The sequence below is a fragment of the Streptococcus mitis genome (assembly GCF_023109235.1).
Lineage (GTDB): Bacteria > Bacillota > Bacilli > Lactobacillales > Streptococcaceae > Streptococcus > Streptococcus mitis_DA.
Genome location: NZ_JALDUC010000005.1, coordinates 35,337 through 60,204 on the forward strand (window position 1 = coordinate 35,337; position 24,868 = coordinate 60,204).

At 41.7% G+C, this 24,868-nt stretch carries 20 protein-coding genes; 9 read left to right on the forward strand and 11 right to left on the reverse strand.

The window, feature by feature from the left end; translation table 11 throughout:
- Positions 1-214 precede the first annotated feature (214 nt).
- Positions 215-3,007, forward strand: coding sequence for an isoleucine--tRNA ligase (gene ileS / locus M1F55_RS04145; protein ID WP_247947335.1), 2,793 nt, complete (start codon positions 215-217; stop codon positions 3,005-3,007).
- 231 nt (positions 3,008-3,238) lie between these two features.
- On the opposite strand, the gene M1F55_RS04150 is transcribed toward ileS, so the two are convergent.
- Positions 3,239-4,030: a nucleotidyltransferase domain-containing protein gene (locus M1F55_RS04150; RefSeq protein ID WP_247947336.1), complete on the reverse strand. Its 792-nt coding sequence runs from the start codon at positions 4,028-4,030 to the stop codon at positions 3,239-3,241.
- A gap of 203 nt (positions 4,031-4,233) precedes the next feature.
- Between M1F55_RS04150 and M1F55_RS04155 the strand changes: the two genes are divergently transcribed.
- The 5 genes from M1F55_RS04155 (at position 4,234) to M1F55_RS04175 (ending at position 11,461) form a co-directional block, all read left to right on the forward strand.
- Positions 4,234-4,632, forward strand: a complete 399-nt coding sequence (locus M1F55_RS04155) for a hypothetical protein (protein WP_061425634.1) — start codon at positions 4,234-4,236, stop codon at positions 4,630-4,632.
- A 130-nt stretch (positions 4,633-4,762) separates the two neighbouring features.
- Positions 4,763-5,455, forward strand: coding sequence for a phosphoglycerate mutase (locus M1F55_RS04160; RefSeq protein ID WP_000240129.1), 693 nt, complete (start codon positions 4,763-4,765; stop codon positions 5,453-5,455).
- 52 nt (positions 5,456-5,507) lie between these two features.
- Positions 5,508-7,919, forward strand: a complete 2,412-nt coding sequence (locus M1F55_RS04165; protein ID WP_078238183.1) for a glycoside hydrolase family 95 protein — start codon at positions 5,508-5,510, stop codon at positions 7,917-7,919.
- A gap of 130 nt (positions 7,920-8,049) precedes the next feature.
- The gene (locus M1F55_RS04170; RefSeq protein ID WP_247947337.1) at positions 8,050-8,751 is read left to right on the forward strand and encodes an ABC transporter ATP-binding protein; all 702 of its coding nucleotides are present in this window, start codon (positions 8,050-8,052) and stop codon (positions 8,749-8,751) included.
- Position 8,752: 1 nt separating this feature from the next.
- The gene (locus M1F55_RS04175) at positions 8,753-11,461 is read left to right on the forward strand and encodes an ABC transporter permease (RefSeq protein WP_247947338.1); all 2,709 of its coding nucleotides are present in this window, start codon (positions 8,753-8,755) and stop codon (positions 11,459-11,461) included.
- Between the two features lie 102 nt (positions 11,462-11,563).
- Here the strand turns inward: M1F55_RS04175 and tpx are convergent, their stop codons facing one another.
- The 4 genes from tpx to M1F55_RS04195 all read right to left on the reverse strand — a co-directional run bounded on the left by tpx (position 11,564) and on the right by M1F55_RS04195 (position 14,813).
- Positions 11,564-12,055, reverse strand: a complete 492-nt coding sequence (gene tpx / locus M1F55_RS04180) for a thiol peroxidase (protein ID WP_000256026.1) — start codon at positions 12,053-12,055, stop codon at positions 11,564-11,566.
- A 229-nt stretch (positions 12,056-12,284) separates the two neighbouring features.
- Positions 12,285-13,214 carry a metal ABC transporter substrate-binding lipoprotein/adhesin PsaA gene (gene psaA / locus M1F55_RS04185; protein ID WP_000733076.1) on the reverse strand — a complete coding sequence of 310 codons (930 nt, stop codon included), beginning with the start codon at positions 13,212-13,214 and terminating at the stop codon, positions 12,285-12,287.
- Between the two features lie 31 nt (positions 13,215-13,245).
- On the reverse strand, positions 13,246-14,094 hold the full coding sequence (locus M1F55_RS04190; RefSeq protein WP_033682180.1) for a metal ABC transporter permease: 849 nt from the start codon (positions 14,092-14,094) through the stop codon (positions 13,246-13,248).
- The gene (locus M1F55_RS04195; protein ID WP_000619164.1) at positions 14,091-14,813 is read right to left on the reverse strand and encodes a metal ABC transporter ATP-binding protein; all 723 of its coding nucleotides are present in this window, start codon (positions 14,811-14,813) and stop codon (positions 14,091-14,093) included. The genes M1F55_RS04190 and M1F55_RS04195 overlap by 4 nt, the downstream gene beginning before the upstream one ends.
- 180 nt (positions 14,814-14,993) lie before the next feature.
- Here M1F55_RS04195 and pepO point away from each other — a divergent pair, with 180 nt between their 5' ends.
- Positions 14,994-16,886 carry a M13 family metallopeptidase gene (pepO, locus tag M1F55_RS04200; protein WP_247947339.1) on the forward strand — a complete coding sequence of 631 codons (1,893 nt, stop codon included), beginning with the start codon at positions 14,994-14,996 and terminating at the stop codon, positions 16,884-16,886.
- A gap of 122 nt (positions 16,887-17,008) precedes the next feature.
- Here pepO and M1F55_RS04205 read toward each other — a convergent pair whose 3' ends face one another.
- Entirely contained in the window at positions 17,009-17,638 is a 630-nt protein-coding gene (locus tag M1F55_RS04205; protein WP_084924061.1) for an MBL fold metallo-hydrolase, read from the reverse strand.
- A gap of 255 nt (positions 17,639-17,893) precedes the next feature.
- Positions 17,894-19,315 carry an N-acetylmuramoyl-L-alanine amidase gene (locus tag M1F55_RS04210; RefSeq protein ID WP_247947340.1) on the reverse strand — a complete coding sequence of 474 codons (1,422 nt, stop codon included), beginning with the start codon at positions 19,313-19,315 and terminating at the stop codon, positions 17,894-17,896.
- Positions 19,316-19,640: 325 nt separating this feature from the next.
- Here M1F55_RS04210 and M1F55_RS04215 point away from each other — a divergent pair, with 325 nt between their 5' ends.
- Positions 19,641-21,863 (forward strand): RelA/SpoT family protein, encoded by a 2,223-nt coding sequence (locus M1F55_RS04215; protein WP_247947341.1) that lies wholly within the window; start codon positions 19,641-19,643, stop codon positions 21,861-21,863.
- A gap of 29 nt (positions 21,864-21,892) precedes the next feature.
- On the forward strand, positions 21,893-22,336 hold the full coding sequence (gene dtd, locus M1F55_RS04220; RefSeq protein WP_004255596.1) for a D-aminoacyl-tRNA deacylase: 444 nt from the start codon (positions 21,893-21,895) through the stop codon (positions 22,334-22,336).
- A gap of 38 nt (positions 22,337-22,374) precedes the next feature.
- Here dtd and M1F55_RS04225 read toward each other — a convergent pair whose 3' ends face one another.
- The 4 genes from M1F55_RS04225 to M1F55_RS04240 all read right to left on the reverse strand — a co-directional run bounded on the left by M1F55_RS04225 (position 22,375) and on the right by M1F55_RS04240 (position 24,827).
- On the reverse strand, positions 22,375-22,788 hold the full coding sequence (locus tag M1F55_RS04225; protein WP_237447017.1) for a hypothetical protein: 414 nt from the start codon (positions 22,786-22,788) through the stop codon (positions 22,375-22,377).
- 18 nt (positions 22,789-22,806) lie between these two features.
- Positions 22,807-23,220 carry a hypothetical protein gene (locus M1F55_RS04230; RefSeq protein WP_237447016.1) on the reverse strand — a complete coding sequence of 138 codons (414 nt, stop codon included), beginning with the start codon at positions 23,218-23,220 and terminating at the stop codon, positions 22,807-22,809.
- A gap of 129 nt (positions 23,221-23,349) precedes the next feature.
- Positions 23,350-24,057 carry a nicotinamide mononucleotide transporter gene (locus tag M1F55_RS04235; RefSeq protein WP_000749110.1) on the reverse strand — a complete coding sequence of 236 codons (708 nt, stop codon included), beginning with the start codon at positions 24,055-24,057 and terminating at the stop codon, positions 23,350-23,352.
- A 119-nt stretch (positions 24,058-24,176) separates the two neighbouring features.
- A complete protein-coding gene (locus M1F55_RS04240) occupies positions 24,177-24,827 on the reverse strand; it encodes a metal-dependent transcriptional regulator (RefSeq protein WP_000188514.1) in 651 nt (216 codons plus the stop codon).
- Positions 24,828-24,868: the final 41 nt, after the last annotated feature.

Genomic DNA, 24,868 nt, shown 5'->3' on the forward strand with positions numbered 1-24,868 from the left:
AGCGAGCAGGAGATGGTGTGAGTCCTGCATTCTCTAATGATAAGATTATCCTCTCAAAAACTCAAGTCTGAAGCTAGTAAGATTTGACGTTTCCCACGTTACGGGATAAGAGGGAGAAAGACTAAATCTTTTTCCGAATAAAGGTGGTACCACGATTTTCGTCCTTTTTGGCAATCGTGGTTTTTAATTTGTTATTATTTATAAAGGAGATACCATGAAACTCAAAGATACCCTTAATCTTGGGAAAACAGCTTTCCCAATGCGTGCAGGTCTTCCGACTAAAGAGCCAGTTTGGCAAAAGGAATGGGAAGATGCAAAACTTTACCAACGTCGTCAAGAACTAAATGAAGGGAAACCGCATTTTGTCTTGCATGATGGCCCTCCATACGCAAACGGAAATATCCACGTTGGACATGCCATGAATCATATCTCAAAAGATATCATTGTTCGTTCTAAGTCTATGTCAGGTTTTAACGCACCTTATATCCCAGGTTGGGATACTCATGGTCTGCCAATCGAGCAAGTTTTGGCAAAGCAAGGTGTTAAGCGTAAAGAAATGGACTTGGTTGAGTACTTGAAACTTTGCCGTGAGTACGCTCTTTCTCAAGTTTATAAACAACGTGATGATTTCAAGCGCTTGGGGATGTCAGGTGACTGGGAAAATTTATATGTGACTTTAACTCCAGACTATGAAGCAGCCCAAATCCGTGTATTTGGTGAGATGGCTAATAAAGGCTATATCTACCGTGGTGCCAAGCCAGTTTACTGGTCATGGTCATCTGAGTCAGCCCTTGCCGAAGCAGAGATTGAATACCATGACTTGGTTTCAACTTCCCTTTATTATGCCAACAAGGTAAAAGATGGCAAAGGTGTTCTAGATACAGATACTTATATCGTAGTCTGGACAACTACTCCATTTACCATTACAGCTTCTCGTGGTTTAACTGTTGGAGCAGATATTGACTATGTTCTAGTTCAACCTGCTGGTGAAGCTCGTAAGTTTGTCGTTGCTGCAGAATTATTGACCAGCTTGTCTGAGAAATTTGGCTGGGCTGATGTTCAAGTTTTGGCAACTTACCGTGGTCAAGAACTCAACCACATCGTAACAGAACACCCATGGGATACAGCTGTAGATGAATTGGTTATCCTTGGTGACCACGTTACAACTGACTCTGGTACAGGTATTGTCCATACAGCCCCAGGTTTCGGTGAAGACGACTACAATGTTGGTATTGCTAATGGTCTTGAAGTCGCAGTGACTGTTGACGAGCGTGGTATCATGATGAAGAATGCTGGTCCTGAGTTTGAAGGTCAATTCTATGAAAAGGTAGTTCCAACTGTTATTGAAAAACTTGGTAACCTCCTTCTTGCTCAAGAAGAAATCTCTCACTCATACCCATTTGACTGGCGTACCAAGAAACCAATTATCTGGCGTGCAGTACCACAGTGGTTCGCCTCTGTTTCAAAATTCCGTCAAGAAATCCTGGATGCTATTGATAAAGTTAAATTCCATACAGAATGGGGTAAAGTACGTCTATACAATATGATTCGTGACCGTGGTGACTGGGTTATCTCTCGTCAACGTGCTTGGGGTGTTCCACTTCCAATCTTCTATGCAGAAGACGGTACAGCTATCATGACAGCTGAGACTATCGAACATGTGGCTCAACTCTTTGAAGTACATGGTTCAAGCATTTGGTGGGAACGTGATGCCAAAGACCTCTTGCCAGAAGGATTTACACATCCAGGTTCTCCAAATGGGGAGTTCAAGAAAGAAACAGATATTATGGATGTATGGTTTGACTCAGGTTCATCATGGAATGGTGTTTTGGTAAATCGTCCAAATCTGACTTATCCAGCTGACCTTTACCTTGAAGGTTCTGACCAATACCGTGGTTGGTTCAACTCATCACTCATCACATCTGTTGCCAACCATGGCGTAGCACCTTACAAACAAATCTTGTCACAAGGTTTTACCCTTGATGGTAAAGATGAGAAGATGTCTAAATCTCTTGGAAATACCATTGCTCCAAGCGATGTTGAAAAACAATTTGGTGCTGAAATCTTGCGCCTTTGGGTAACAAGTGTAGATACTAGCAATGACGTTCGTATCTCAATGGATATCCTTAGCCAAGTATCGGAATCTTACCGTAAAATCCGTAACACTCTTCGTTTCTTGATTGCTAATACATCTGACTTTAACCCAGCTGAGGATGCAGTAGCTTACGATGAGCTTCGTTCAGTTGATAAGTACATGACGATTCGCTTTAACCAGCTTGTCAATACCATTCGTGATGCCTATGCGAACTTTGAATTTTTGACAATCTACAAGGCCTTGGTAAACTTTATCAACGTTGACTTGTCAGCCTTCTACCTTGATTTTGCCAAAGACGTTGTTTACATTGAAGGTGCCAAATCATTGGAACGCCGTCAAATGCAGACTGTCTTCTATGACATTCTTGTGAAAATCACCAAACTCTTGACACCAATCCTTCCTCATACAGCAGAGGAAATCTGGTCATACCTTGAGTTTGAAGCAGAAGACTTCGTTCAATTGTCAGAATTGCCAGAAGCACAAACTTTTGCTAATCAAGAAGAAATCTTGGATACATGGGCAGCCTTCATGGACTTCCGTGGACAAGCTCAAAAAGCCTTGGAAGAGGCTCGTAATGCCAAAGTTATCGGTAAATCACTTGAAGCACACTTGACAGTTTACCCAAATGAAGTGGTGAAAACTCTACTCGAAGCAGTAAACAGCAATGTGGCTCAACTTTTAATCGTGTCAGACTTGACTATCTCAGAAGGACCAGCTCCAGAAGCTGCTGTTAGCTTCGAAGATGTAGCCTTCACAGTAGAACGCGCTGCAGGTGATGTGTGTGACCGTTGCCGTCGTATCGACCCAACAACAGCAGAACGTAGCTACCACGCAGTCATCTGTGACCACTGTGCAAGCATCGTAGAAGAAAACTTTGCGGAAGCAGTAGCAGAAGGATTTGAAGAGAAATAAGGTTGAAAAGTCTAGGCAAAACTCAATTTGAGAAGAAAAGACAACTAATCTTATAGACTATAAAGCGCATTGTATCAAGGTTTTGAACACCTGATATGATGCGTTTTTATCATGTTAAAACCTTTTTGTCCTGCTCTTATTTTAATCAACTTGATATCGTTACATATTGTGGAAATTCAAAAAGCCCATGAATCATCTGAAAAGTAGATTTCATGAGCTTTTATTGTAATTTTAAATAGATTCATTAATCAAGTGTTTGAGATTTAATAGGAGTTGTTCTAAAGTTAGGACTGTTTTCTCATGGTAATCTAGCTGGTAGAGATTTTGAAAATAGTCTTGGATATCGTCTTCAAAATGTTGAGGTAGATAAGAGCAATTGTTTTTTGCGTACTGGAGCATGCGTTTTTCTCCTGGATGGAGCTGCTCATTGAAGGCAAAGAGCAAATCAAAATAAGAGGCGAGAAACTCGCTACTACGGTGATTGATGCTGAGTAGGTCTTGGCGTTTGAGAGCTTTTTTGATTTGTCTTGAAAAAGCTGGCATAGCTTGGTCGAGAAGCAGGAATTGCTTGTTGATGATATTCTTTTTGAGCTCAGCTGGATAAGGCAGATTGTACTTTTTCTGGAGGGCAGCATAGTGACCATCTCGATCGTAGAGAATCTTGCTGTTGAGCAGATTGTACCACATACAAGTAGTGTAAGAATTCTGGGCTTGGTGCTCTAAAACTACGACCTGTAAAGTTTTGTCAAATTCGTCTAGAGAGCGGTAAATCAGTTCAATCTCTATGCCATTATTGAGAACACAATCATCCTCCAATTCCCAAAATTGATTGCCGATTTCCATATAGGAGCAGTGTTTACTGAGGATTTCTTTTCGTATGTCTGGCGAGAGAGGAGCACTGAGGTAGACATATACATCATAATCAGAGTCTTTGTCAAAATCTTGTCCGGCCCGTGATCCTCCTAGAGCTAGAGCCTCTACTTGTTCCAGTTGAGCCAATTCTTTAAAGAGATGTTGTGGCATAATGTTAACCTTTTTTATTTTTTGACATCATTCTAACAAAAAGCAAGGAGATTAGCAAGAGTGAAATGGAAATTTCTTTTCACATATTTGCTTAAATTTATTTCATATTATGCAAGTTTTTATTTTATAATTCCAGAAAATGCTTTTTTTTTTTAGCAAATATGATACAATCTTACTTGAAAAAATAAAAAAGGAGATTTGTTATGAAATCAAAAGCTTTAGCACTTTATAGTGGTATTGTTGGTTTAGTAGGTGGACTCTACTTGCTTATTGCCCCGTTTCTTTTACTAGCAGCAGTTGTGAGTACAGCTGCCACAGCAACAGCTACACAGAGTCCTGAATTAACTGCATCTACAACAGTTGCAGGAGTTGCAGGAGTTTTACTTCCAACCGTTTTAAAAATTGCTATTTTGGTTTTAGGAATTGTTGCGATTGTATACTATAAGGGAGAAAGTCGTGTTGGTTCGGCTCCTTCTGTCCTATTAATCGTAGGTGGAGCAGTTGGCTTGATTCCAGCCCTTGGCTGGGTAGGAGGAATCCTAGCAATTATTGGTGGTTCACTATTTTTAGGAAGTCTCAAAAAATTCAAAGTTGAAGGATAAAAAATAAGGAAAAGGATTGCCAAACAGTCCTTTCCTTTTTGGTTTTGACTAGCTTTTTTGTGAAAAATTGTGTAAAATAGAATAGATAAACGAGGGGAAACCTCGGAAAATTTAAAGGAGAATCCATCTAATGGTAAAATTGGTTTTTGCTCGCCACGGTGAGTCTGAATGGAACAAAGCTAACCTTTTCACTGGTTGGGCTGATGTTGATTTGTCTGAAAAAGGTACACAACAAGCGATTGACGCTGGTAAATTGATCAAAGAAGCTGGTATCGAATTTGACCAAGCTTATACTTCAGTATTGAAACGTGCGATCAAAACAACTAACTTGGCTCTTGAAGCTTCTGACCAATTGTGGGTTCCAGTTGAAAAATCATGGCGTTTGAACGAACGTCACTACGGTGGTTTGACTGGTAAAAACAAAGCTGAAGCTGCTGAACAATTTGGTGATGAGCAAGTTCACATCTGGCGTCGTTCATACGATGTATTGCCTCCAAACATGGATCGTGATGATGAGCACTCAGCTCACACTGACCGTCGTTACGCTTCACTTGACGACTCAGTTATCCCAGATGCTGAAAACTTGAAAGTGACTTTGGAACGTGCCCTTCCATTCTGGGAAGATAAAATCGCTCCAGCTCTTAAAGATGGTAAAAACGTATTCGTAGGAGCTCACGGTAACTCAATCCGTGCCCTTGTAAAACACATCAAAGGTTTGTCAGACGACGAAATCATGGACGTGGAAATCCCTAACTTCCCACCATTGGTATTCGAATTCGACGAAAAATTGAACGTAGTTTCTGAATACTACCTTGGAAAATAAAAAATTGTAAGTCTAGAATTGATTTCTAGGCTTTTTATGTTAGTATGGTAGTATGATAAGGAATAAAAAACAAGATTATGTATTGGCCTACAAGAGACCAGCTTCAACAACATATAAGGGTTGGGAAGAAGAGGCTTTACCAATAGGCAATGGTTCTTTAGGGGCAAAAGTATTTGGGATTATAGGGGCTGAGAGGATTCAATTTAATGAAAAAAGTCTCTGGTCTGGTGGTCCACTTCCTGATAGTTCCGATTATCAGGGTGGAAATCTTCAGGACCAGTATGGTTTTTTAGCTGAGATTCGGCAGGCTTTGGAAAAGAGAGATTACAATCGGGCTAAGGAACTGGCTGAACAGCACCTGATCGGGCCAAAAACGAGTCAATATGGGACCTATCTATCCTTTGGGGATATTCACATTGAGTTTAGTCAGCAAGGTACGACTTTGTCTCAGGTTACGGATTACCAGAGGCAACTGAATATCAGTAAGGCGCTTGCGACGACTTCTTATGTCTATAAGGGAACGAAATTTGAACGTGAAGCTTTTGCGAGTTTTCCAGATAATCTCTTGGTTCAGCGCTTTACTAAGGAAGGGGCGGAAACTCTAGATTTTACTATAGAACTGTCGCTAAGTCGTGATTTGGCTTCTGATGGAAAGTATGAGGAGGAAAAATCTGATTACAAGGAATGCAAGTTGGATATTACTGATTCTCATATCTTGATGAAGGGAAGAGTTAAGGACAATGACCTGCAGTTTGCTAGCTGTTTAGCTTGGGAAACAGATGGGGATATTAGAGTTTGGTCAGATAAGGCTCAGATATCAGGAGCCAGTTATGCCAATCTTTTCTTGGCTGCTAAGACTGATTTTGCCCAAAATCCTGCTAGTAATTATCGCAAGAAAATAGATTTAGAGAAACAGGTTAAGGACTTGGTGGAGATAGCTAAAGAAAAGGGCTATGCCCAATTGAAATCAAGGCATATTCAGGATTACCAAGCCTTATTCCAACGTGTTCAATTGGATTTGGGAGCTGATGTAGACACATCCACTACAGATAATTTGCTAAAAAATTATAAGCCACAAGAGGGGCATGCTTTGGAGGAATTGTTCTTCCAGTATGGACGGTATTTATTGATTAGTTCTTCTAGAGATTGCTCAGATGCTCTACCAGCTAACCTACAGGGAGTCTGGAATGCGGTCGATAATCCTCCTTGGAATTCGGACTATCACCTGAATATCAATCTGCAGATGAATTATTGGCCAGCCTATGTTACTAATCTTCTAGAGACGGCTTTTCCAGTCATCAACTATATAGATGATTTGCGTGTCTATGGTCGTCTAGCGGCTGCAAGGTATGCAGGAATCGTCTCTCAGAAAGGTGAGGAGAATGGTTGGCTGGTTCATACTCAAGCGACTCCTTTTGGCTGGACGGCACCTGGTTGGGATTATTACTGGGGGTGGTCACCAGCTGCCAATGCTTGGATGATGCAAACTGTTTATGAAGCCTATTCATTTTATAGGGATCAAGACTATCTCAGGGAGAAAATTTATCCCATGTTGAGGGAAACCGTTCGTTTTTGGAATGATTTTTTACATGAGGATCAGCAGGCGCAGCGTTGGGTCTCTTCTCCGTCTTATTCGCCAGAACATGGGCCGATTTCGATTGGCAATACCTATGACCAATCTCTAATTTGGCAGTTATTTCATGATTTTATTCAGGCTGCTCAGGAATTGGGACTGGATGAGGCTTTGTTGACTGAGGTCAAGGAGAAGTTTGACTTGCTTAATCCTCTTCAAATCACTCAATCTAGTCGAATCAGGGAGTGGTATGAGGAGGAAGAGCAGCATTTTCAAAATGAGAAAGTGGAGGCTCAGCATCGGCACACTTCCCATCTAGTGGGACTCTATCCTGGAACTCTCTTTAGCTACAAGGTACAAGAGTATCTTGAAGCGGCGCGTGCTAGCCTTAATGATCGTGGAGATGGCGGCACAGGTTGGTCTAAGGCCAATAAGATCAATCTTTGGGCGCGTCTAGGAGATGGCAATCGAGCCCATAAATTATTAGCAGAGCAGTTAAAGTCATCTACCTTGCCAAATCTTTGGTGTAGCCACCCTCCTTTTCAGATAGATGGTAATTTTGGTGCTAGCAGTGGAATGGCAGAAATGTTACTCCAGTCTCATACAGCTTATCTGGTACCTCTAGCCGCCCTACCCGATGCATGGTCAACAGGTTCCGTTTCAGGCTTAATGGCACGTGGACATTTTGAAGTTAGCATGAGGTGGGCGGATAAAAAACTCTTACAGTTGACCATTTTATCAAGAAGTGGGGGAGATTTGCGAGTCTCTTATCCAGATATTGAAAAAAGTGTGATTGAAGTGAATCAAGAAAAAATAAAAGCGAAATGCATGGGGAAAGATTGTATTTCAGTGGCGACAGCAGAAGGTGATTTTGTTCAATTTTATTTTTAAGAAGGTGATAGAAGGCAGTAATTTGATACTGCCTTTTAATAAGGATTTAAGAATGTAAGCAGTTTCCAACTAGTTGAAAAAGCGTTATAATGGTAGTAGGAAGTAATTTGTTTGAGAGAGGGTGGGTCTGATGGCTTATATTGAGATGAAACACTGTTACAAGCGTTATCAGGTTGGGGACACGGAGATTGTGGCCAATCGCGATGTGAATTTTGAGATTGAAAAGGGTGAATTGGTGATTATTCTAGGTGCATCTGGTGCAGGCAAGTCAACGGTTCTTAACCTTCTTGGGGGAATGGATACCAATGATGAGGGGGAAATCTGGATTGATGGTGCCAATATTGCAGACTATAGTTCGCACCAGAGAACCAATTACCGTCGCAATGATGTAGGCTTTGTTTTTCAGTTTTATAATCTAGTTTCCAATCTAACCGCTAAGGAAAATGTGGAGTTGGCTTCAGAAATCGTGACAGATGCCTTGAATCCTGAGCAGGTCTTGACAGATGTAGGTCTGGCTCATCGTCTCAATAACTTTCCAGCCCAGCTTTCTGGAGGGGAGCAACAGCGAGTCTCCATTGCACGCGCAGTAGCCAAAAATCCTAAAATTCTCCTTTGTGATGAACCAACAGGTGCCTTGGATTATCAGACGGGCAAGCAAGTCTTGAAGATTCTCCAAGATATGTCTCGTCAAAAGGGAACGACGGTGATCATCGTGACTCATAATGGAGCTTTGGCGCCCATTGCTGATCGTGTGATTCATATGCACGATGCCGGTGTCAAGGATGTGGTGATCAACCAGCATCCTCAGGATATTGACAGTTTGGAGTACTAGCATGATCAAGCGAAAAACTTATTGGAAGGACTTAATTCAGTCCTTCACAGGCTCCAAGGGGCGTTTTTTATCCATCTTGACCTTGATGATGTTGGGGTCTTTAGCCTTAGTCGGTCTCAAAGTGACTAGTCCCAATATGGAGGCGACCGCAAATGCTTATTTAACAACTGCTAAAACCTTGGATTTGGCAGTCATGTCTAACTATGGTTTGGATCAAGCAGATCAAGAAGAACTAGAACAGACTCAGGGCGCAGAGGTTGAATTTGGCTACTTGACAGATGTGGCTATGGATAATGGCCAGGATGCTATTCGGCTGTACTCCAAACCAGAGCGAATTTCAACCTTTCAGCTAAGAGAGGGACGACTTCCTCAGTCAGACAAGGAAATCGCTTTGGCCACTCATTTGCAAGGCCAATACAGCATGGGACAGGAGATTAGTTTTAAAGAAAAAGAGGAGGGTCATTCCTCTTTAAAAGACCATACTTATACCATTACTGGTTTTGTGGATTCGGCTGAAATCCTCTCCCAGCGAGATATGGGCTACGCAGGAAGTGGAAGTGGGACTCTGACAGCCTATGGAGTGATTTTACCTAGTCAGTTTGATCAGAAAGTCTACAATATAGCTCGTTTGAAATATCAAGATTTGTCAGGATTAAATGCTTTTTCAGCAGCTTATGAAGAGAAATCCAAGCAACATCAGGAAGAACTTGAACAAGTTCTATCTGATAATGGCAAGGCACGTCTACAAGTCTTGAGAAAAGAAGGACAAGAGTCTCTAAACAAAGGCAAAGAAACCCTTGATAAGGCTGAGACTAATTTGCAGGAAGGCAAGCGTCGTTTAGCAGTTGCTCAAGCTCGTTTACAGGCTCAGGAAAGTCAACTAGCCTTGCTTCCTCAAGCCCAGAGAGAGCAAGCTAGTTCTCAACTTACCCAAGCTAAGCAGGAATTGGGCAAGGAAGAGGACAAACTAAAGCAGGCTGAACAGAATCTAGCTCAAGAAAAGGAAAAATTAGAAAAACATCAGCAAGTATTGGATGATTTGGCTGAGCCCAAGTATCAAGTCTATAATCGTCAGACCATGCCTGGCGGTCAGGGCTACCTCATGTACAGCAATGCTTCAGCCAGTATTCGGGCAGTGGGCAATATCTTTCCTGTAGTGCTTTATGCCGTAGCAGCTATGGTGACCTTTACAACCATGACTCGTTTTGTGGATGAAGAGCGAACACATGCAGGTATTTTTAAGGCCTTGGGTTATCGTAGCAAGGATATTATTGCCAAGTTTCTCCTCTACGGTCTAGTAGCTGGAACTGTCGGAACAGCTCTAGGTAGCATACTTGGACATTATTTACTAGCCGGTGTGATTTCAAGTGTCATTACAAAAAGCATGGTGATGGGAGAAACCCAGATTCAGTTCTATTGGACCTATAGCTTACTGGCTCTTGTCTTGAGTTGGTTGGCGAGTGTGTTACCAGCCTACTTGGTAGCTCGTAGAGAACTTCATGACGAAGCAGCCCAGCTTTTACTGCCTAAACCTCCTGTTAAAGGAGCTAAAATCTTAATGGAGCGTCTCAGTTTTATCTGGCGCCGTCTCAGTTTTACTCATAAGGTAACAGCTCGCAATATCTTCCGTTATAAGCAGCGGATGTTGATGACGATCTTTGGTGTGGCAGGTTCTGTAGCTCTGCTTTTTGCAGGTTTGGGAATCCAATCTTCCGTAGCAGGAGTTCCGTCTAAACAGTTTCAACAAATCCAACAGTATCAGATGATTATTTCTGAAAATCCTAGTGCGACCAATCAGGACAAGGTAAATCTAGAAGAAGTGTTGAAAGGGCAGGACATCAAAGCCTATCAGAAAATTTATTCTAAGACGCTAGACAAGGATTTCAAAGGTAAGGCTGGTCTTCAAACCATTACTATTATGATGACAGATAAGGAGGATTTGACTCCCTTTATCCATCTGCAAGACCATCAGCAAGAGTTGACATTAAAAGATGGAGTTGTCATCACAGCTAAACTAGCCCAGTTGGCAGGTGTCAAGGTTGGACAGACTCTAGAAATTGAAGGTAAGAAGCTAAAGGTCGCTGCCATTGCTGAGAACTACGTTGGTCACTTTATTTATATGAGTCAGGCTAGCTATGAGCAAATTTACGGCCAGCTACCCCAAGCCAACACTTATCTGGTCTCGCTAAGGGATACCAGTGCTCCTAGTATCGAAAGACAGGCCGGCTTACTTATGAATCAATCTGCGGTGTCCAGCGTTGTCCAAAATGCTTCAGCCATTCGACTCTTCGACTCCGTCGCCAGCTCACTCAATCAGACTATGACTATCTTGGTCATCGTATCGGTTCTGTTGGCTATTGTTATCCTCTACAATCTAACCAATATCAACGTAGCTGAGAGAATCCGTGAACTCTCCACTATCAAGGTTCTCGGTTTTCATAATAATGAAGTCACTCTCTACATTTACCGTGAGACGATTGTGCTGTCCCTTGTGGGAATCGTACTTGGTCTGGTCTCAGGTTTCTATTTACACCAATTTTTGATTCAAATGATTTCTCCTGCGACCATTCTCTTTTATCCGCAGGTAGGCTGGGAAGTCTATGTAATCCCAGTGGCAGCAGTAAGTATCATTTTGACCTTGCTTGGTTTCTTTGTCAATTATCATCTGAGAAAGGTTGATATGCTTGAAGCTCTGAAATCTGTAGAGTAAGGTAGTTGTTTTTCAGCCGATTGAACTTGTATTTGTATTTATCAGTAAACAAAAATCCTCCGTTTCAAAGAGCAAGGAACTCTTTGTGACAGAGGATTTTTTCTATAGGGCCTTAGCAGCTGCAATTGCGGCTTCGAAGTTTGGTTCAGAGTTGATATTGTCCACGTATTCAACGTAGCGAATCGTATTGTCGGTATCAAGGACAAAGACTGCGCGTGCCAATAGGTGCCACTCATTGATTAAGAGGGCATAATCACGTCCAAAGGAATGGTCGAAATAGTCTGAAAGCATGATGGCATTTTCAATACCTTCAGCACCACACCAACGTTTTTGGGCAAAGGGTAGGTCCATGGAAACAGTCAAGACGACCGTGTTGTCCAGTCCAGCCAGTTCTTCATTAAAGCGACGCGTTTGAGTTGAGCAGATACCTGTATCGATAGAAGGCACGACACTCAAGACTTTTTTCTTGCCATCAAAATCAGCCAGAGATTTTTTAGAAAGGTCTGTTGTAGTGAGAGAAAAATCGAGCGCCTTGTCGCCGACTTGTAGTTGTTTACCTGTAAAGCTCACAGGATTTCCGAGAAAAGTTACCATAGGATACTCCAATCTTTTTTCTTCCATTTTAGCTGAAACAGTCGGAATTTTCCAATGATTTGACCGGAAATATGGGCATAGAAAAAAACGCCAGCTCATGTGAGAATGACGTTTTTCAGAGGCTTATACTCAATGAAAATCAAAGAGCAAACTAGGAAGCTAGCCACAGGCTGTACTTGAGTACGGCAAGGCGACGCTGACGTGGTTTGAATTTGATTTTCGAAGAGTATTATTTTGCCAATCCTTCAGCAATCTTATCAAGGTTGTATTTCATCATGTTGTAGTAGCTGTCGCCTTCTTTACCTTGTTCTGCGATAGAGTCAGTAAAGATTTGTGCGTAGATTGGGATGTTTGTGTCTTGAGAAACAGTTTTCATTGGACGGTCATCCACACTTGATTCTACAAAGAGGGAAGGAGTTTTTGTTTGGCGAAGTTTTTCAACCAAGGTCTTGATTTGGTCAGGTGTTCCTTCTTCTTCAGTGTTGATTTCCCAGATGTAGGCACTTGGGACACCATAGGCTTTAGAGAAGTATTTGAAGCATCCTTCGCTGGTTACGATGAGTTTTTTCTCAGCAGGGATGTTGTTAAATTTCTCTTTAGCTTCTTTATCAAGTTTGTCTAGTTTATCAGTATATTCTTTGAGATTTTTTTCGTAGAATTCCTTGTTGCTAGGGTCTTTCGCGCTCAATTGTTTTGCGATGTTTTTAGCAAAAATCATACCGTTTTCAAGGTTAAGCCAAGCGTGTGGGTCTTCTTTGCCTTTTTCGTTTTGGCCTTCGAGGTAGATAACATCAACGCCTTCGCTGACTGCAAAGTAGTCTTTGTTTTCAGTTTTCTTGGCATTTTCTACCAATTTTGTAAACCAAGCATTGCCACCTGTTTCAAGGTTGATCCCGTTATAGAAAATCAAATCAGCTTGAGATGTTTTCTTAACGTCTTCAGGAAGTGGTTCGTATTCGTGTGGGTCTTGACCAACAGGAACGATACTGTGAAGATCAATCTTGTCACCAGCAATATTTTTAGTAATATCAGCGATGATTGAGTTTGTAGCAACAACTTTTAGTTTTTGACCAGAAGCTGCATCTTTTTTTCCGCTAGCACATGCTACAAGAGCAATGACGGAAAGAAAGAGAACGAGTAATGTACCTAATTTTTTCATTAGATCCTCCAATTTATTGGGGTTTTGCCCCTTATTTTAACAAATGTTTATTTTTCAGTTTCAAATATCGTTGTTTTGGAGCGATAAAGAAGCTAATGAGAAAGAAACTAGCGGCTGTAAGCACGATACTAGAACCTGCTGCAACGTTAAAGCTATAGCCGATAAAGAGCCCCAAAACTGAAGCTGTCGCTCCAAATGTTGAGGAAAGGAAAATCATGCTTTTCAGGCTATTAGCATAGAGATAAGCAGTTGCCGCTGGGGTAATCAGCATGGCTACAATCAGGATAGTTCCGACACTTTGCATGGCTGTCACAGACACGAGAGTCAGGAGTACCATGAGAAGGTAGTGATAGAAATTGACAGGCATTCCCATGGCTTTAGCCAAGAGTTCATCAAAGGATGTTATCAAGAGTTGCTTGAAGAAAATCCAGATTAACAAGAGAATGACTGCCCCAACACCCATAGTAATAAACATATCCGTATCTTGGACGGCTAGGATATTACCAAAAAGGATATGGAAAAGGTCAGTTGAACTTTTAGCGACACTAATCAAGATGATACCGAGGGCTAAGAAAGAAGAAAAGGTAATGCCGATGGCGGTATCGCTTTTGATAATCGAGTTCCCCTTGATGTAGGTAATGATGATGGCAGCTAGCAATCCAAAGACAATGGCTCCGATAAAGAAGTCAACGCCCAAAATGAAGGAGAGGGCTACACCTGGTAAGACAGCATGTGAAATGGCATCTCCCATGAGTGACATCCCGCGTAGGATGATGAAACATCCTACAGCTCCAGCTACGACCCCGACGACAATGGCTGTTATCAAGGCATTTTGTAAGAAATGGAATTTTTGCAATCCATCTATAAATTCTGCAATCATAGGTCACCTCCATTGAAAAAGAGTCGATTACCGTAAGCTTCTTTGAGATTGGCTTCGGTAAAGGTTTCTTTGGTTGGACCAAAGGCAATCACTTCTCGATTGACAAGCAAGACTTGATCGAAGTAGTGGGGAACCTTGCTGAGGTCGTGGTGGACGATGAGAACCGTCTTTCCAGCTTTTTTCAAATCTCTCAGCGTATTCATGATGATTTCCTCACTGACAGAGTCAATCCCAACAAAGGGTTCATCCAAGAGGATATAGTCGGCTTCCTGCACCAAACATCTGGCAATCAAAACCCGCTGGAATTGACCTCCAGAAAGTTGACTGATTTGACGTTCAGCATAGTCAGCTAGGCCGACGATTTCAAGGGCTTCTTGCACTTTCTTCCAATGTTTAGCATTTAAACTGCGAAAGAGAGGAATAGAGGGAAATAGTCCTAGCGAGACGCATTCCTTGACCTTGATGGGAAAGTTGTAGTCGATATTGATTTTTTGTTCGACATAGGCAATTCGGTGTAAGGATTTTTTAACTTCCTTGTCATCGAGAAATGCCTGACCTTGATGTGGGATAATTCCCAGCATCCCTTTTAATAATGTTGATTTTCCAGCACCGTTTGGACCAATGATACCGGTAATTGTTGGTCCTTGGAGCACTAGTGAAATATCCTTAAGTGCCAATGTTTCTTTGTAGGAGACACTGAGGTTTTCGATACGTATCATAAACTTATATTCCTCCTGTCTCTTAATATACATTAAAAAAAAAATTAAGTCAAGTTAATTTTTGAAAAAATTAAAATAATAACTGAAAAATGATGGAAAAGGAAAGTTCATTTTTAATTGCATTCCCAAGCAATTTTTGTTAAGCTAGCAATAACTTAAAAAAATGAAAGCGAGAACAAGATGACACGTTATCAAGATGATTTTTATGATGCAATCAATGGAGAATGGCAGAAGACAGCTGAAATCCCAGCAGATAAGTCTCAAACGGGAGGTTTTGTTGATTTAGATCAGGAAATTGAAGAATTGATGTTGGCGACAACAGACAAGTGGTTGGCAGGTGAAGAGGTGCCTGAGGATGCTATCTTGGCAAACTTTGTCAAATACCACCGCCTAGTTCGTGATTTTGACAAGAGAGAAGCTGACGGTATCACACCTGTTTTGCCTCTTCTTAAAGAGTTCCAAGAATTGGAGACTTTTGCAGATTTCACTGCCAAACTAGCAGAGTTTGAACTTGCAGGAAAACCGAACTTCCTTCCTTTTGGTGTATCGCCAGACTTTATGGATGCTAGAATCAATGTTCTATGGGCTAGTGCTCCAAGCACGATCCTGCCAGATACGACCTACTATGCAGAAGACCATCCTCAGCGCGAAGAGCTCTTGACTCTTTGGAAAGAAAGTAGCACAAATCTCCTCAAGGCTTATGATTTTTCTGATGCAGAAATTGAAGACTTGCTTGAGAAAAGATTAGAATTGGACCGCCGAATTGCAGCAGTGGTGCTTTCTAATGAAGAAAGTTCAGAGTATGCTAAACTTTACCATCCATATGCTTATGAAGATTTCAAAAAATTCGCGCCTGCCTTACCTCTGGATGACTTCTTCAAAGCCGTTCTTGGACAAGTACCAGACAAGGTTATTGTAGACGAGGAACGCTTCTGGCAAGCAGCAGACCAATTCTATAGTGAAGAAGCTTGGCCTCTCCTCAAGGCAACCTTAATTTTAAGTGTTGTGAATCTCTCAACCAGCTATTTAACAGAAGAAATTCGTGTCTTGTCAGGTGCCTATAGCCGTGCGCTTTCAGGAGTTCCAGAAGCCAAAGACAAGGTCAAGGCAGCCTACCAGCTAGCACAAGGTCCTTTCAAACAAGCCTTGGGTCTCTGGTATGCCCATGAAAAATTCTCCCCAGAGGCTAAGGCAGACGTGGAGAAAAAAGTGGCAACTATGATTGATGTTTATAAGGAACGCTTGGCTAAAAATGACTGGCTGACTCCTGAAACTCGTGACAAGGCCATCGTCAAACTCAATGTTATCAAGCCTTATATCGGTTACCCAGAAGAATTACCAGAACGCTATAAGGACAAGGTAGTGGATGAGACTGCTAGTCTTTTTGACAATGCTCTAGCCTTTGCGCGTGTGGAAATCAAGCACAGTTGGAGTAAGTGGAACCAGCCTGTAGACTACAAGGAATGGGGCATGCCTGCTCATATGGTCAATGCCTACTACAATCCACAGAAGAACCTGATTGTCTTTCCAGCAGCTATTTTACAAGCACCTTTCTATGACTTGCATCAGTCATCTTCTGCTAACTACGGGGGTATCGGGGCGGTTATTGCCCATGAAATTTCTCACGCCTTTGATACCAACGGAGCATCCTTTGATGAAAATGGTAGCCTCAAGGATTGGTGGACAGAGAGCGACTATGCTGCCTTCAAGGAGAAAACACAAAAAGTTATTGACCAATTTGATGGACAAGATTCTTATGGAGCAACCATTAACGGTAAATTGACTGTGTCAGAAAACGTGGCTGACTTGGGAGGAATCGCTGCAGCGCTTGAAGCAGCTAGGAGAGAACCAGACTTCTCAGCAGAAGAATTCTTCTACAATTTCGGTCGCATCTGGCGCATGAAAGGTCGTCCAGAATTTATGAAACTTTTGGCTAGCGTCGATGTGCACGCACCAGCCAAACTCCGTGTCAATGTACAAGTACCAAACTTCGATGATTTCTTTACAACCTATGATGTCAAAGAAGGAGACGGTATGTGGCGTTCACCAGAAGACCGCGTGATTATTTGGTAAGGCAAAAAATCTAGTCATCAGAAAAAAGGCATCCAATCAGGTGTGAAAACCTTGATTGGATGCCTTTTGTAATAGAAAGATTTGCTGGATAGTTTACTTAAATTTCGATTGTCATCATCTTATTAGAAAAAAGGATTGAAAGTTTTTTCGTGAGCGATAGTAGTAGCTGGACCATGTCCTGGATAGACATCGTAGTTTGGTAGAGTGAAAAGTTGGGTCTGGATACTATGAAGGAGTTGCTCCATACTACCAGTTGGAAGGTCGGTCCGCCCGATGGTTTCTCGGAACAGAGCATCTCCCGTCAAGACTAGGTGAGCATCAGGGAAGACTAGGGAAACACCACCGATAGAGTGACCAGGAGTTGGTAGAACGGTAAAACGAAATTCCTCCAGTTGGTATTCTTCATGAAAGACAAAGGTGTGTTCTGCAGGTTTTGTGACCACATCTGCCATATCATCGTGACGAGGGAGACCAGAGAGATTATCGACAGGAGTGTAGAGCCAGCTGGCTTCACTCTCTGCGATATAGACAGGAGGATTGCCAAAAGTCTCGCGCACCAAGTCTAGACTCATGATATGGTCATAATGGGCGTGGGTCAATAGAATGGCACAGATCGGTTTGTTGATTTTCTCGATGGTCTGACGAATAGCGTCCCAATGGCTACCTGGATCGACAACGATGAGGTGCTTTTCGCCCTCTAGATAATAGGTATTTTCATAGGCAACAGGATTGACGGTTTTATGGATTTTCATATTGACTCCAATCTCAAAGAATGTACTAATACTCTTCGAAAATCTCTTCAAACCGCATCAACTTTATATGCAACCTCAAAGCAGTGCTTTGAGCAGCCTACGGCTAGCTTCCTAGTTTGCTCTTTGATTTTCATTGAGTATAAATTAAGTATAGCACAGTTAGGGAGAATAAGCTGGAAAAGGAAATAGGTCTAGAAAGAAGAAGATGGTTTGGATAAAAAATAAGCCTCGAGTTAGTTCGAGGCTTAAACTGTTTTAATTACCAGCATAATATTTTTGGATTCCCTTGACAATCCCTTCAACTAGTTTATCTTGGTAGTCACTGCTGCGGATTTTTTGGTTTTCTTCCGGATTATCCATATATCCCATCTCCAACAAAACAGCTGGTTTAGCTGTTTCACGGAGAACAGCAAAGGTTGCTTGCAAGAGCCCAGCATCCCTAGCTCCAGTTTCAGCTAGCAGTGAAGAATGGATATCGGCTGCGAGACGATTACTTTCACTCATCCGTTCAGGGTTGTTGTGCCAATCCTTGTTAATCTTGCTAGGGAAACCAGGTTCATCCTTGTAAGAATAGGTCTGGATACCAAGATTAACGGTCGTATCATTCCCTTTTGCATTGAAATGAAGGCTAATGAAAAAGTCAGCATTGGTCTTGTTGACCATACGAGAACGCTCGGTAATAAAATCAACGTCTATATCACTATCTCGAGAGGTGAGAACGGTATAGCCGAGTCCTTCTAGTCGTTTACGTAGCTTACGATAAACTTGTAGGTTCAATTCTTTTTCAGCTATGCCATAGTAATAAGCCCCGCGATCCTTACCACCGTGTCCTGGATCGAGAAAGATGGTTTTAGAGTATTGTCCTTTTTGAAAACCTTGTGCTAATTCACGAACCCATTTTCCATTTCCTTGGAAGAGCTGGTTTTTACCATCTACAGCATAGGTTCCTGTAACATACACACCATCATCCTTAAGATAGTACCAAGCTTGATAGTCTGGGTCATAAATCCATTCCTTGTGGGCCATGTAGCCACCAGATTTGAGGTAGTAGGAACCAATCCATTGTTTTTGGGCATAGCGTCCGCCAGATTTGAGGTAAAACCAACTAGAGTAGTTTTGGTCGTAGACCCATTCCCTATCTGCCATAGCACCACTGGATTTGAGGTAGTAATCGCCTTTCCAGACATTGGCCAACATTCTACCGTAGCCATCAAAAGCATACCACTTGCCATTGATTTGGCTCCATTGGTTGGATAAATATTTACCTGAACCATTGATATAGTACCAATTATTTCCCATCTGATACCAGCTGTTTTCAAGCAAATAGCCATGACTATCAAAGAGATAACCATCATAGAGAGTATCTGTAAATTTGACCCCAGTTTGACTATAAAATGTCCACTTGTTCCCCTCTTTTACCCAGCCAGTTTGTATAGGTTGATTGGGTTTAGTTTCCCTAGAAAGAGAAGGTTTGCTTTCTTGCTCACTTGAACTAGCTATACTTGAAGAAGTTTCTGTACTAGCTTGAGAATTGCTAGTGGAAGTATTTATTGAGCTACTAGTTGAACTAGTCATAGGGGCAGTAGTGGAATGACTCGTATCGTCAGCTAAAACGACTTGGCTCGATAAGCCAAGAACAGCCAAGGCTAAAAGTGTCAGTCTTTTGTGTGATTTCATGTTGTTTGCCTTTCTAGAGAGATGAAAATTCAGTAATTATCGTAAAATACTGTTCTTATTACCATTATACACTAAAAAAATCAGAAAATTACCAAAATATCAAACCTTTTCTTATTTAAACAGAAGAAAAGATTTTTATTTCACTAACTTTTAGCGTAGACTATATTTCAAAAAAGTTAGATGAAAATCAGATAATTTTATTTTTTAAGTTTGAATCTTATTCTATCATCCGTCCCAACAAATTGAATAGCTTCAGAATCCTCTTTTTCTAGTTTTCATATTCTTAAAAAAGTGATAAAATGGTAGGAAGAATTGGAGAGTAGAGATGCCAAAAGAAGTGAATTTAACAGGCGATGAAGTTGTCGCTTTAACACAGAAATATTTATCGGAAGAGGATGTTGCTTTTGTACATAAAGCCTTGATTTACGCCGTTGAATGCCATAGTGGTCAATATCGTAAATCAGGTGAGCCTTATATCATTCACCCTATCCAAGTGGCAGGTATTTTAGCTAAGCTCAAGCTGGATGCTGTAACGGTTGCTTGTGGTTTCTTGCATGATGTGGTGGAGGATACTGATGCGACCTTGGACGATTTGGAAAGGGAGTTTGGTCCTGATGTGCGCGTGATTGTCGATGGAGTTACCAAGCTCGGTAAGGTCAAGTACAAGTCTCACGAAGAGCAGTTGGCTGAAAATCATCGCAAGATGCTCATGGCCATGTCTGAGGACATCCGTGTTATCTTGGTCAAACTGTCTGACCGCTTGCACAATATGCGGACCCTGAAACACCTTCGAAAAGACAAGCAGGAGCGCATTTCCAAAGAAACCATGGAAATCTATGCACCACTTGCTCACCGTTTGGGGATTTCCAGTGTTAAATGGGAATTGGAAGACCTGTCTTTCCGTTACCTCAACCCAACGGAGTTTTACAAGATTACCCATATGATGAAGGAAAAACGCAGAGAGCGTGAAGCCTTGGTGGATGAGGTAGTCACAAAATTAGAGGAATATACGACAGATCGTCACTTAAAAGGGAAGATTTATGGTCGTCCCAAGCATATTTACTCGATTTTCCGCAAAATGCAGGATAAGAGAAAACGTTTTGAGGAAATCTATGACCTGATTGCCATTCGTTGTATTTTAGATACCCAAAGTGATGTTTATGCCATGCTTGGTTATGTGCATGAACTTTGGAAACCAATGCCAGGTCGCTTTAAAGACTATATCGCTAACCGCAAAGCCAATGGTTACCAGTCTATCCATACGACTGTTTATGGGCCAAAAGGGCCGATTGAGTTCCAGATTCGAACTAAAGCCATGCACGAGGTGGCTGAGTATGGGGTTGCGGCCCACTGGGCTTATAAGAAAGGTATTAAGGGGCAGGTTAACAGCAAGGAATCAGCTATTGGGATGAACTGGATCAAGGAGATGATGGAGCTCCAAGACCAGGCTGATGATGCCAAGGAATTTGTCGATTCAGTTAAGGAAAACTATCTGGCTGAGGAGATTTATGTCTTTACCCCAGATGGAGCTGTCCGTTCCCTTCCAAAAGATTCAGGACCGATTGACTTTGCCTACGAAATCCATACAAAAGTCGGTGAAAAAGCGACGGGTGCCAAGGTCAATGGCCGTATGGTTCCTCTGACAACTAAGCTCAAGACAGGGGATCAGGTTGAAATTGTCACCAACCCCAACTCCTTTGGACCTAGCCGTGACTGGCTCAACATGGTCAAGACCAGCAAGGCCCGCAACAAGATCCGTCAGTTCTTTAAAAACCAAGACAAGGAATTGTCTGTCAACAAGGGTCGTGAGATGTTGATGGCCCAGTTCCAAGAAAATGGCTATGTGGCCAATAAATTCATGGACAAGCGTCATATGGACCAAGTTCTGCAAAAGACCAGCTACAAGACAGAAGAATCCCTCTTTGCAGCCATTGGTTTTGGAGAAATCGGTGCTATTACTGTCTTTAACCGTCTGACTGAAAAGGAACGCCGTGAAGAAGAACGTGCCAAGGCCAAGGCGGAAGCAGAAGAGCTTGTCAAAGGTGGCGAGATCAAGGTTGAGAACAAAGAAACCCTCAAGGTTAAGCATGAGGGTGGAGTGGTCATTGAAGGTGCCTCAGGTCTCCTAGTGCGGATTGCCAAGTGTTGTAATCCTGTTCCTGGTGACGATATTGTTGGCTACATTACCAAGGGGCGTGGTGTGGCTATTCACCGTGTGGACTGTATGAACCTACGTGCCCAAGAAAACTACGAGCAACGTCTTCTAGATGTAGAATGGGAAGACCAGTATTCAAACTCAAATAAGGAGTATATGGCCCATATCGATATTTATGGCCTCAACCGTACAGGACTGTTGAACGATGTACTGCAAGTTCTTTCAAACACAACCAAGAATATCTCAACGGTCAACGCTCAACCAACTAAGGATATGAAATTTGCTAATATCCATGTATCCTTTGGCATTGCTAACCTCTCGACGCTGACTACGGTTGTGGACAAGATTAAGAGTGTGCCAGAAGTTTACTCTGTCAAACGGACTAACGGCTAATTGTCCTAGCTCTTACTAGAAAGGCTATTATGAAAATCATTATTCAACGGGTTACAAAAGCCCAAGTGAGTATAGAAGGCCAGGTTCAGGGAAAAATCAATCAGGGCCTCTTATTGCTGGTTGGTGTTGGACCAGAGGACCAAGAGGAAGATTTGGATTATGCCGTGAGAAAACTGGTCAACATGCGTATTTTTTCAGACGCAGAAGGCAAGATGAACCTGTCTGTCAAAGATATTGAAGGAGAAATCCTCTCTATTTCTCAGTTTACCCTCTTTGCGGATACCAAGAAAGGCAATCGTCCAGCCTTCACAGGTGCAGCAAAACCTGATATGGCATCAGATTTCTATGATGCTTTCAATCAAAAATTAGCGCAAGAAGTGCCCGTTCAGACAGGGATCTTTGGAGCGGATATGCAGGTTGAGCTGGTCAATGACGGACCAGTTACCATTATCCTTGATACTAAAAATAGATAAGAAAGACCAAGTCCAGCCGGCTTGGTTTTTCTCATCTATCATAAAATACTCCAAAATGAAATGGGTTCTTGATAGGCTTTTGGGAAGTCTCTTTTCAGGCTTTGGCAGGTGCGATAGGAAGGGATGAGATGTCCTAGGATGAGGAGAGTTCCCTGAAGGAAAAGTGGGATACCCCTTAAAAACAGCAAGGAGAGAATGATCAGGCTATCCCATAGAAGGATTTGTAAGGCAAAACGCCAGAATCTCGGTCTAATCTGAGAATAGAGTTGACCAAAGTGGTCACAAAGTTGGTTTGAAAGATAGGTCAATAGCACAGGATGAAAGAAAATGAGCCAACCGCTATAAATCAAAATCCAATCCCAAGTAAGTCCCTCTTTAAATGTCAAGAATGCCAGCATGATTCCATCAATGACAAGGAGTTGAATGGTTTTGATGAAGATGATTTTTTTCATGCTAAAACCTCCTTTTCCTTATAGACACTCCCATAAAGAGATGTGTTTGTCGTAAAAGTCTAGATAGTTTTCTCTTAGGTGGTCAGCTGTCATATAATAAAAAGTAGAATGGCAAGCAGTGATGATTGGCATAAGAGAGAGAAAACGCTGAGAACTAACGAAGGTTAAAAGGACAAAAAATAGAAAATCAATGGAGAGAATCCCTAAATAGTAGAAGCGAATCTTTTTATTGATTTTAGGATAAATCTCAGCGAATTGATGTTTGAGTCGGACAACCAAGCGAAATAGCAGGAGTCCTTGAGCAAGGAGGAAAATAAAACCAGAGAGCAAGAGCCATTCTAAAGCTGTCTCGGGTCTAGTGGTAAAAAATGCAAATAGTAGCAAATCAATGACTGCAATTGCTATAAAATGGATTCTATAGAGTTTTTTCATGACAAGACCTCCCTCTTTTATCTAACTTCATTCTACTCCAAAAGAATGGGAGTTACAAGTAAAATGATAAAAATAGCAGAAGGGAGATTCTCTTAAGTCGACTTGTTTTTTTATTTAAGTTTTCTTCTATTATCTTACTTCTTCATCATTCCAGACAAATAAAGCTCCGATTGCATTGAGGATATAAAAGATGTATTTTCCGATATTGGCAAAATTTCCTTGAATACCAGCTTTTGTCAGCTGAACGAAATTGTAAATCAACCAAAAGCCCCACTGAGTTGTTAGTTTCAATGCGTTAAAAGCATTGGCAATGAGTGAGAGTGCAAAGGCAATGGTTGTTACATAGGCAAGGAGATTCATCTTTCCTCCATAGCCGATATAGTTGGTCACAAAGGCAAAGAGGAAGGCGATGATGGAAATGATGATGGCCGCCAATTTTAGCTGTTTTTGGCTCATTTGGTTGGGTCTGCCTTCTTGCGAAGCTTCCCATTTCTTAATAGCAAAGGTATAAATGAGGAAGGTGACGGGATAGGTGATAATGGCCGCCTTATTTCCAAGGATATAATCAATAGCACCGGACAAAATGGTATTAACAATACCAAAGTAATTTCCCCATTTGCTTAATTTCCCCGTGAAACGAGTGGACAACATGGAAATCCCAACGTTGGTTACGGAAATCAATCCAAAGGGTACAAGAGCTGTCCATGGTCCCCAGTCTACGAATTTATCGAGGCGGGAGTTGAGGTAACCAGATGCAATCGCAATCCCAACGACTAAAGCAACCCCAAAGAGGTCAAACCATTTAGATGTAGCAAAAATTTTTAGTGATTTTTTCATAGTTTAAACTATCTTTCTTTTTTTTACAAATATTCTACAATTAAATGAAAGCAAAATCAAATGATAGAAATAAAACCCTGAAAATAAAACTTTCAGGGTTGGTTGGGGGACTTGAGAAATTAGTTGATTTTCTCGACATAGAGTTGTTTGGCAATGTCCATATTCACTTGTAAATCCTCGTCTTTACTAAGGATAGTAAAGGTGTTACTGAAGCCATCAAACTGCTTGACTTGGAGCGGATCACCGATGCGAAGTGAGTGCTTATCCAGATAATGGAGAATGTCAAAACTATCGTGCACCCGAGTCAGGCGGTAGGCGCCAGCTTCCTTGATATCAGCTAGTGGCAGGTTATTGATTTCAACCAAGAGTTCTCCCTTGACAGGAATAGTTCCTCCATGAGGACAGGTCTTGGGAAATCCTAGCAATTTATCCAGTCTTTCCACGAACAGGTCAGAGACAGTATGTTCCAAGACCTCAGCTTCCTCGTGAATCTGGTCACTTGTATAGTCTAAATGATGGACTAGAAAAACTTCAATCAAGCGATGCTTACGATAGAGCTCAGAGACCAATTTGAGGCCGAGGTCAGTCAGTAGATAGCCACATTCCTTGTCCTTGAGGATGAGATTTTCACTCTTCATCCGTTTAATCATTTCAGTTACGGCAGGGGGAGAGACTTGCATGCGGGCCGCAATTTCCTTGTTGGTAATTTTATGCAGGTCTATGCCGATTTCATAAATACATTTTAGATAATCTTCTTTATTCGGGGTCATTCGTTTCCTCTTGTCTAATATCTTTATCTAGTATATCAAAA